The organism is Pseudomonas sp. EA_65y_Pfl1_P113 (assembly GCF_963970525.1).
GTDB lineage: Bacteria > Pseudomonadota > Gammaproteobacteria > Pseudomonadales > Pseudomonadaceae > Aquipseudomonas > Aquipseudomonas tritici.
In genome coordinates this window covers 1-8,616 of sequence record NZ_CAXAQM010000062.1, presented here as the reverse complement: position 1 = coordinate 8,616, position 8,616 = coordinate 1, and the positions used below count along the sequence as shown (strand labels likewise).

At 50.4% G+C, this 8,616-nt stretch carries 5 protein-coding genes and 3 pseudogenes; 4 read left to right on the top strand and 4 right to left on the bottom strand.

What is annotated here, in order from left to right; translation table 11 throughout:
- Positions 1-515: 515 nt before the first annotated feature.
- Positions 516-608: pseudogene (locus AACY52_RS27935) on the bottom strand (VOC family protein); the annotation flags it as partial.
- Between the two features lie 311 nt (positions 609-919).
- Between AACY52_RS27935 and AACY52_RS27930 the strand changes: the two are divergent.
- The 4 genes and pseudogenes from AACY52_RS27930 to AACY52_RS27920 all read left to right on the top strand — a co-directional run bounded on the left by AACY52_RS27930 (position 920) and on the right by AACY52_RS27920 (position 4,390).
- Positions 920-1,813 (top strand): hypothetical protein, encoded by an 894-nt coding sequence (locus tag AACY52_RS27930; RefSeq protein ID WP_339437744.1) that lies wholly within the window; start codon positions 920-922, stop codon positions 1,811-1,813.
- A 76-nt stretch (positions 1,814-1,889) separates the two neighbouring features.
- Positions 1,890-2,621, top strand: a pseudogene (locus tag AACY52_RS32410) (PAS domain-containing protein); the annotation flags it as partial.
- Between the two features lie 45 nt (positions 2,622-2,666).
- Complete coding sequence (locus AACY52_RS32405; protein ID WP_370467935.1) at positions 2,667-3,173, top strand: methyl-accepting chemotaxis protein; 507 nt, start codon at positions 2,667-2,669, stop codon at positions 3,171-3,173.
- A gap of 179 nt (positions 3,174-3,352) precedes the next feature.
- Positions 3,353-4,390, top strand: coding sequence for a GGDEF domain-containing protein (locus tag AACY52_RS27920; RefSeq protein WP_339437743.1), 1,038 nt, complete (start codon positions 3,353-3,355; stop codon positions 4,388-4,390).
- Between the two features lie 258 nt (positions 4,391-4,648).
- Here AACY52_RS27920 and fabI read toward each other — a convergent pair whose 3' ends face one another.
- The 3 genes and pseudogenes from fabI to AACY52_RS27905 form a co-directional block, all read right to left on the bottom strand.
- Positions 4,649-5,443 carry an enoyl-ACP reductase FabI gene (fabI, locus tag AACY52_RS27915; RefSeq protein WP_057014706.1) on the bottom strand — a complete coding sequence of 265 codons (795 nt, stop codon included), beginning with the start codon at positions 5,441-5,443 and terminating at the stop codon, positions 4,649-4,651.
- Between the two features lie 355 nt (positions 5,444-5,798).
- Positions 5,799-6,764 (bottom strand): annotated as a pseudogene (locus tag AACY52_RS27910) (DUF4113 domain-containing protein); the annotation flags it as partial.
- Positions 6,765-7,306: 542 nt separating this feature from the next.
- Entirely contained in the window at positions 7,307-8,497 is a 1,191-nt protein-coding gene (locus AACY52_RS27905) for a hypothetical protein (RefSeq protein WP_339561030.1), read from the bottom strand.
- Between the last annotated feature and the right edge of the window lie 119 nt (positions 8,498-8,616).

Here is an 8,616-nt window from a genome sequence, read left to right as displayed (position 1 = left end):
TCGTTGGGTTTTACAACAACGAGCGGCTGCACTCAAAACTGGGATATCTGCCACCGACCGTTTACGAACGGGCAATGGCGTCGAAACCACCTATCGAGGTGTCCGGAATTAGTTGACCACTACAGAGCAGCGTAGGGCGAGATGGAAACAACATGGGGTTAAGTACCTGCGAGGGAGGGTGACTTGTTACGTTATTAATAATGATTCGCAGATGCATTATCTATATAAGATGGGCAAATTGCCATAAGAAATTGCAAGGCTTGCGGATTCTGATCCACCCGTAGATCGGTAAATGCTGAACGGACTCATCTGGCCGGCAGCTCCTGCCCACCAACAGCATGGGGTCGGTAACCGCGGGAAATGATTGACCGCTTATCGACGGGAGCAGCCGTTCGCACAGGGCTATTTCCGACCCATAGCTGCCCTCATCGGGGGGCAGCTAACGGCCATTAACGGACGTTGAACTACGTCCGCTTAACCCCAAATCTGACTATCGGCTTGACTCAGATTCAAATTCAGATTGAGCAAATCGGCTTCTCACCCAACCGCTCTACCAACCTGATGAGATAACCGTCGGGATCCTGGGCGATGAATTCACGCTGGCCCACTCCAAGATGGGTTAGATCCTGCAACTATAGTTCGGTGCCACGAGGGGATCGTGGCGAGCATCATGATGCAAGGGCGGGCGGGAATTATAGTGACGCGTTGATGGCTGCTATTGGTCGAAGGGATTTATGCACGCCGCGCATCTTTAGGCAGCTGGGCATCGATCAGACACACTCGGATAAGCGGTGATCGAAGCGCGTCAGGTCATAAAACATTTTTGGGGTGAACCTGCCAGCGGTTCGAATACGCATATACTCTGCGTATTGCGACTGGTAGCTGTTTGATATTACCGATTAAGGGTTGTGTAACTTCGATGAACAAGACTGATCTGCTTGAGTATTTGAAAGAGACCAGTTCCGAAATGACCAGGGGCAATATAGATGAAGCTGTTCTACTGCATTTCGATTTGGTCATGGAAAGCTATCGAGAAAAGCCTTCATTTTATAAAAATTTGTGGAAATATGACCGGTTCATGGTGGCCCTGTCTTTATTGAGCTTCAGCTACAAAGACGAGAAAGCTCCTTTATCCAAAGTAAAGGCATTTTGCCAAGAACGTGGCTATATGTCTCGAAACAGCCTGGACTCTTATTGCTCATTCTTGTCCATCGCCGGATATCTGGATGTTCGGCTACATGACCAGGATGGACGTCAACGCAGTTTCCGACCTACGGAAAAAGCGCTAAGCAGTACCGTGCAACTAATCAAATCGTATTTGATGCCTTCGCAAATGCTCTCTCCATACGACAGCTGGTTATCGGGTTTGGGGCAGAATGCTGATCTATCGCGCGTATATTTTCGAGGGTTTGCCAAGATACTTGAAGGTGACTTCCTGCTCGACAAGCTGTTGCCTGAAGCGAAATGGATTCTCAACCGGGACGGCGGTCATCTGCCGATGCTCGCACTCTATGCTGATGCCCTGCGCACCGGCTCGTTAGAGACCGGCTACAACGTATCCTCTTACGTTGAGCTTTCATCGCGTCTGGGCGTGTCCAAAACGCATATGCAGCGCATGATCAAAGAAGGCCAATTACTGGGCTATTTCAAATGCGACAAACGTTTAGTGGAGTTAAGTCCGGCCTTTCTCGAATTGATACGGCGGGCCATGTCAATCTACTTTGCAATTGCACGTGTCAGCATGGAGTTGGGAGTTGATGAGAGCGAAGTAGAAAACGAGCCTGGTGGTATTTGCAGTGTTTGTGGGCGTTAGCGCGATGAGTTCGCTTGTTATTCGATCGTCCTTTTGGGGAGCGATTTAATCACTGTCCTTTTTGTTGTAATTGTTTATGCCGGAGTTCAGCGTGTTTAATCGCCAGTTGAAGAATGCTCTTTTTACCTGCCAAGAGGAATTGTGCCTGGCGCTCGGGACAGTCGCCGACATCGAAGCGGTTTTTCTTTCAGTACGTGTCAATGGAGATGGCCAGATTATCTCGGCCAACCAGCGATTTGCGCAAACGCTGGGATACTCGCTGGAACAGCTTTCAAATATGGCAATGAGTAACATCAACGCGGAACTGCAGAATGATTTTGCACCCAACCTGTGCGCCATCGAACGGCAACGCTATCGTGCCTCCGACGGCCGTACTGTGACACTTAATATAGCCTGGATCGCTGCAGCGAACCGGACGTTTCAAGGCTACGGCATGGTTGCACCACCGCTGGAGCGGGACGAACAGGAGGCCATCGAAATGTTCAGCGCACTGAACCGCTCGATGGCGATCATCCAGTTCAGTCTCACGGGTGAGGTCGTTTACGCCAACGAATCGTTCGTCCAGGCCATGGGTTACAGTCTTGCGGAGATACAGGGCAAGCATCACCGCCTGTTCTGCCTGGCGGAGGACGTGGCGTCGGCGCATTACACCGAGTTCTGGAAGCGTCTGAACAAGGGCGTGTTTAACGCTGGTCGCTTTCGCCGGGTAGATAAAAGCGGAAAAGTGGTTTGGCTGGAGGCTACTTACAATCCCATCAGAGATGCTTCCGGCCGGGTTTATAAAATTGCCAAATTCGCCAGCGTAGTGACCGAGCAAGTTGAAAAAGCCGACGGAATCAAACAAGCAGCGACCATGGCTTACGACGTGTCGCTAGATGCCGATGTGAAAGCTAACCGAGGTATGGAACTGGTCGCCGACTCCGTGCTCGGCACACAGAATATTGCCCAACAGATGGCCTTGGTGACCGATAGCATGACCGCGCTGGAATCGCAGTCGCAGTTGATCGGTTCCATCGTCGACACGATCGGCGCCATTGCCACCCAGACAAATCTCTTGGCGCTTAACGCCGCTATCGAAGCTGCACGCGCTGGAGTGCATGGGCGGGGATTCGCTGTCGTGGCGGATGAAGTGCGCAAGCTCGCCGGCCGTACCAGTGTGGCCACGCAGGAGATTAACGGCGTGGTCAGGCAAAATCGAGAATTGGCCGGCGAAGCCGCGTTGCATGTCCAGTGCAGCAGAGACCAAGCCGACGTTTTATTGGAGTTGTCCGAACAGGCAGGTATGGCGATGGCGGCTATACAGTCAGGCGCAAAGCAAGTAGTGAAAGCCATTGGTAGAGTCACCAGCGATCTGCATTGAACGCTCTATCTGCGTCGCGGTAACGCCTCCTCCTATGGTGAAAGCAATATGGAAGTTTTTGCGTGCAGTTTTTCTGATTGATAACAGGCGTTTGGATGCTGAAACACACTTAATTCATTGATCAGGTATGCCCAGGCGTTGACATCACATTCAGGTCGTTTCGGAAAAGGAGTTTAGGGATGCCGGCGATTTTCAAAATCAGACCAAGAATGCGAACGCTGCTGTCACCAGCGGTAACCAAGATTGAAATGGCGGGAATTGTTTCCTGGCTTTGTGTGTTGCTGGTTGAGCCTGCGACAACGTTAAAGCTGCCAAACCTGTTGGTTACAGCATCGTTGTTGGTTATTTGGTACGTTCATCGCGTAGTTGCTGATTTCCGCATATGGAGAATGCTCGGCGGCGTCTATATATTGGTTTTGTCACTCGGCTTTTCGCATGTGATTGACACCAATGTGCAGCTGCGCGTCTTTACGCTGCCCCTAGCTGTGATCATCGTGGTAAGCAGTGCTATCTTATTCGTCACGGTTCAGGACTATCTTCTGTCTACACTGCTGGTCTGGATACTGATGTGGCCCACTTTGGACGTTGGGTTTTACCGGGAACTGGAAGTTTATCTGGTCTTTTTTTGCGTTGCTTCCGTGTCCATCGGTTTCACTCTCAGCTTTACCTATCTAAGAAACATGCAGTCAGTGTTGTTGGTCGAAAGTGAATTCAGGACATTGGCAGAGACAGATTTTCTCACCTCCTTACTTAACCGACGGGCGTTTATGGGGATCTTCCAAAATGCATTGGCAGAAGGTCACAGCGGCTACTTTATAATGTTGGACATTGACGGGTTTAAATTAAAAAACGATCAGTACGGTCACGATGTAGGTGACAAGATTTTGTGTGCAATGGCCGCGTGCCTGAAATCCACCCCTGGCAGCCACAGTGTCGGGCGGATTGGTGGTGAGGAATTCGGTGTCTTGTTGTTGGGCGAAGATGATGCTGTTGCTAATGAATACGCGTTGCGCCTGCTGGCCAACATCCGTTGCAGTGTATTGCCTCCGCATCAATTCACTTGCAGCGCGGGCGTCGCGCAGTTCCGAGCGACATCGGACATGTCAGCAGTGCTCAAATGCGCCGACAGCAATATGTATAAAGCCAAGCATGATGGTAAGGATCGGGTGTTTCAGGATGGAAGGCAGGTCAAACCGCTACTTCCTGTAACTACTTAGTTAAGATTTGACTGGAGGACGTCTGTGAAAATCGTTTTCGAAGAAATCGAATCTCCCCTTTGTTGCTTGCTTACACTGGGCACCTTCACTTTAATGTTCCAGAACCGTTCAGAGGCTGAAAGCTTTCTCAAGCTCCTGATGGGGGCGGAGACATCGTTCAGCCCCCATCGCTGAGCGTCTGCCTATGGCCGATTGCTGCCCATTTCAAGCACAGCAATCAAACCAACATCCGCTAACACCCCACGGCGCCCTGCTGGATTAATCGTCTACATTCCCCATAGCGGTCGTATTGAAACCGCCGTCCACGTACAAGATTTCACCGCTGATACCAGATGCCAGGTCGGAGCAAAGGAAGGCACCAGCATTGCCTACCTCTTCGATAGTCACATTCCGGCGCAATGGAGTTTGCGCTTCGTTGGCTGCCAGCATCTTGCGGAAGTTCTTTATACCGGTGGCTGCAAGGGTACGAATGGGGCCTGCCGACACTGCGTTGACCCGAGTACCATCCGGACCAAGACTACCCGCCAGATAGCGCACACCTGCCTCCAGGCTAGCCTTGGCCATACCCATGACGTTGTAGTTCGGCATAGTTCGCTCTGCGCCCAAGTAGGACAAAGTCAGGAGACTACCGTTACGGCCCTGCATCATTGAGCGACCGGCTTTCGCCAAGGCTACGAAACTGTATGCGCTGATGTCGTGGGCGATTCGGAAGCCGTCACGTGTTGTGACCTCTGTGAAGTCTCCATCCAGTTGGTCACCTGGCGCGAAACCTACAGAATGGACGATGCAATCCAGTGCATCCCATTGCAGTCCCAGCTTTTCAAACACGCCAGCGATGTCCTCATCGCTGGCGACATCGCAGGGGAAGCACAGCTCAGGGCTTGAACCCCATTCAGTCGCGAACTCTTCCACTCGACTTCTGAGTTTTTCATTCTGGTAGGTGAAGGCAAGCTCGGCGCCCTCGCGATGCATGGCTGACGCGATACCGGAGGCTATTGACAGTTTACTGGCTACACCGACGATCAGAACGCGTTTGCCTGTGAGAAAACCCATGTGTAGCTCCTTGATGTCTAACTATCCAATAGTGTGTCGTGCGCATTTAATAGGCTCTAAACAACGCCATTTTTTGCGCTTGAAATCCCACCATGACTTAACCGCCGTTACTCGAGGAGCAGCGGACGGGTTGCTGTGCTCTGTTCTTGGCATCCCAAATCAGGGAGCCTCGGAACGCAGAGCGGTGGGCGCTGCAACGCTGATGTGACGCGGGAAACTCTCATGGAGTTACACGCGACGGCAGTTCAACGGGTGAAAGTTCGTCATGAAGGCGGGTTGCGAATAATTCGACGAAGTGAATCGCCCCTGATTTCCTGGGGGCATCCGACTGGCTCCTTTTGGCCGAGAGCGGACTTTACTTGCAGGCTACTGACCAAAGCTGATCGAGCTTTGTCGTGTAGCTTCGACTCATGAGCTCGCGACGCATCCCCCAAACTGGAGTAGATGGGACACTACCTGATCGTAAAGTCCCCCTACCCCATCGTTGGTTAATCTGGTCCAGCACCGTCATTGCCCGAGTTGCATTAGTCGACTGCGACACTGCAAATAGGTCGTCGGTATACTCACCTGGCTGACACAGGTTGAGCAACATCACCTCTGCCTTGCTGTACTTGAAGCCAGGCTTAAATATCCGATCAAGCGCCCCCACTGCTGCCTGCGTTAGCAGCCGGACGTCATCAGTGGGATACGGCATATCCACCACCACGCCATTGGCATACTTCGCCTCCTCTGGCTTGAACATCCCAGTGCGGATGCACACGCGCACCTTCTTACACAGCGAGTTTTGAGCACGGAGTTTCTCAGAGGCACGCATCATGTAGGTAGCCACCGCCTCTTTGATGGACGGCAGCTCCGTCAGCCTCTTGCCGAACATGCGGCTACAGCAGATCTCCTGCTTTGGCGGATCTGGCTCATCCAGCTCCAGGCAAGGCGTGCCGTCCAACTCCCTGGCTGTCTTCTCAATGACAATGCTGAACTTCTTACGGAGCGTCCACGGATCGGCCTTAGCCAGGTCCATAGCCGACTTGATACCCATGGCATCAAGATGGAGTTTCATCTTGCGGCCGACGCCCCACACCTCAGCCACGTCCGTATTGCGTAGCACCCAGTCACGCTTAACCGAATCGGTGATGTTGACCACCCCACCGGTTTGGGCCTGCAGGCGTTTCGCGGTGTGGTTTGCCAGCTTCGCCAGAGTCTTCGTATGAGCGATGCCAACACCGACAGGAATGCCGGTGCAGCGAAGTACCTGAGCGCGAATCTGCCTGCCTAAGGCATCCAGCTCACCGATCCCAGTCAGGTCGGCGAACGCCTCGTCAATGTAAGGGTAAGGTTGCTGTCTATGGACACCCTATAGGTCACTGTCACACAAGGTTTCAGCGGTGCATCATTCGTCCATGGATATCAATATTTTCTTGTGCAAAATGCTTCTTTTGTCCATAGATAACGCTCCGAAATAAGAGCGTATGGGATGCTTGCCCATCTGTAGCGAGCAGCGTCTTGTTGACCAACTCATAACCTGTGCAAGCTCACGAAGAGTACGAATCAAGTTCGAACGTTGCCCGGCTCGCGCCCTTCCAGTAGGCGGCAATGGCCTCGTCATCGAAAAGCATTGACGGCGGGCCATTGCCCGTTGCTCACTTGTAGTGTTTTCGGGATGTGCTTTCCAGTGTGTCAGGTTTTCTGTCAGCGATTCTAGGTAGGTTGCGACCTGGCCGTAGACCTCATTCTCGCTTGCTTTGCCATGCAACTGACCAGACGATCATGCGCTATTTGCATCTTGTCAGATTTCAGTTCTGAGTCCGCTAAACTCACGTTCATGGTTGCGCTTTTAGGCATCGGGATGGGGTCTTGTGATACCTATCATTTACGACGAAAGCACACATGGCTGTCGTCTTCGGACAGCTTTAGGCACTCAGGCTCAATCGTCAGTTGCATATCGTGAAAGCTAGTTGCCAATCCCTCTGGAGGATAATCAGATATTTCTTTCCAGCTAAAATACAGCATCCTACCTGATGAAGTAATATCAAACCATTGAATATCGGACGTTTCTTCACGCATCCGCATTCCGATTTTTTTAAGTGTTAGCATCCCGGTATAAGGAAACGCCAGTCTTGATTGATTCGAATCCACCCAAATCTGCTGTTGAACAGAGCCGTCCTGAAACTGCCAAAATATATCAACCGGCTTTATTGGTGGCGGAGTTATGGTGTTATCATAATACAATGTGATTTCGTAATTATTCTGTCTGAATTTTAATATCTCCTCATCATTAGTGTATGATTGAGCTTCAGCGAGATCGGTTTCATCTGTAATTTTAAATGATATTGCTTCTTTATTTTTTTTCGTTAAGCTGACAAGAACCATCCTGCTTGTTGGTAAAATATCTATCCATTGAGTTGCCTCTAAACTGGAGGCTGAGCTGAAGCCTATTTTTTCTAGTGTTTTTTTGGAGTCGTAGGGCAGCAAAATATCTGTAGTACTCTTTGGTGAAAATAGCTGTTTTTTTATTGGCCCTTCGGAGAACTGAAAATAAACGTATAGAGGCTGGATGTCTGGCTGTTGTGAGTATCTTGCGTACTTCAAATCCAAAACGTAATTTTTACGCGCTAGATCGTAATCGCCTTTGTTGTTGTATTGGAGGATTTTCTCAAGCTCGGCATGCGTACGCTCATATCTAGCCTCGAAGACGAGTTTTGAAGCGGCTTGAGCAGATGGCGGATCTTTCAATATCAGGGTATTGCCTTCCACGTCCCAGACTCCTTCAGCGCTGTCTTTTACCCCTACGCCTGCTACCGCTACTTCCGCAATAAAGGTACCGTCCTTTCGAAGCAGTAATTGTACCGCTAGTGGATGGCTGTCCTGTAGGTAATATACACCCTCTAGTCCTTGGCTATTAAATGCTGTACAGGATGATAGAAGTGCGAATATGGCAAAAAATAAAATCTTGAGATTAATGTAATGTCCCCTTATGCCTTTTGTCATGTTCGACGGCAAGGTGGCGCAGGAGTGGTTTGCTAAACGTCTGATAGAGCATCTTGATATATTACTCACGGACTTTTCCTTGTATGGTATCGACTATAACTGTAGGGGGGGGGGGGGGACGTTTTACAATTTTTTTGGGGGGTTTTTTAATAATAAAAGTTAAAAAATATTTATGTTTAATTGAAAAT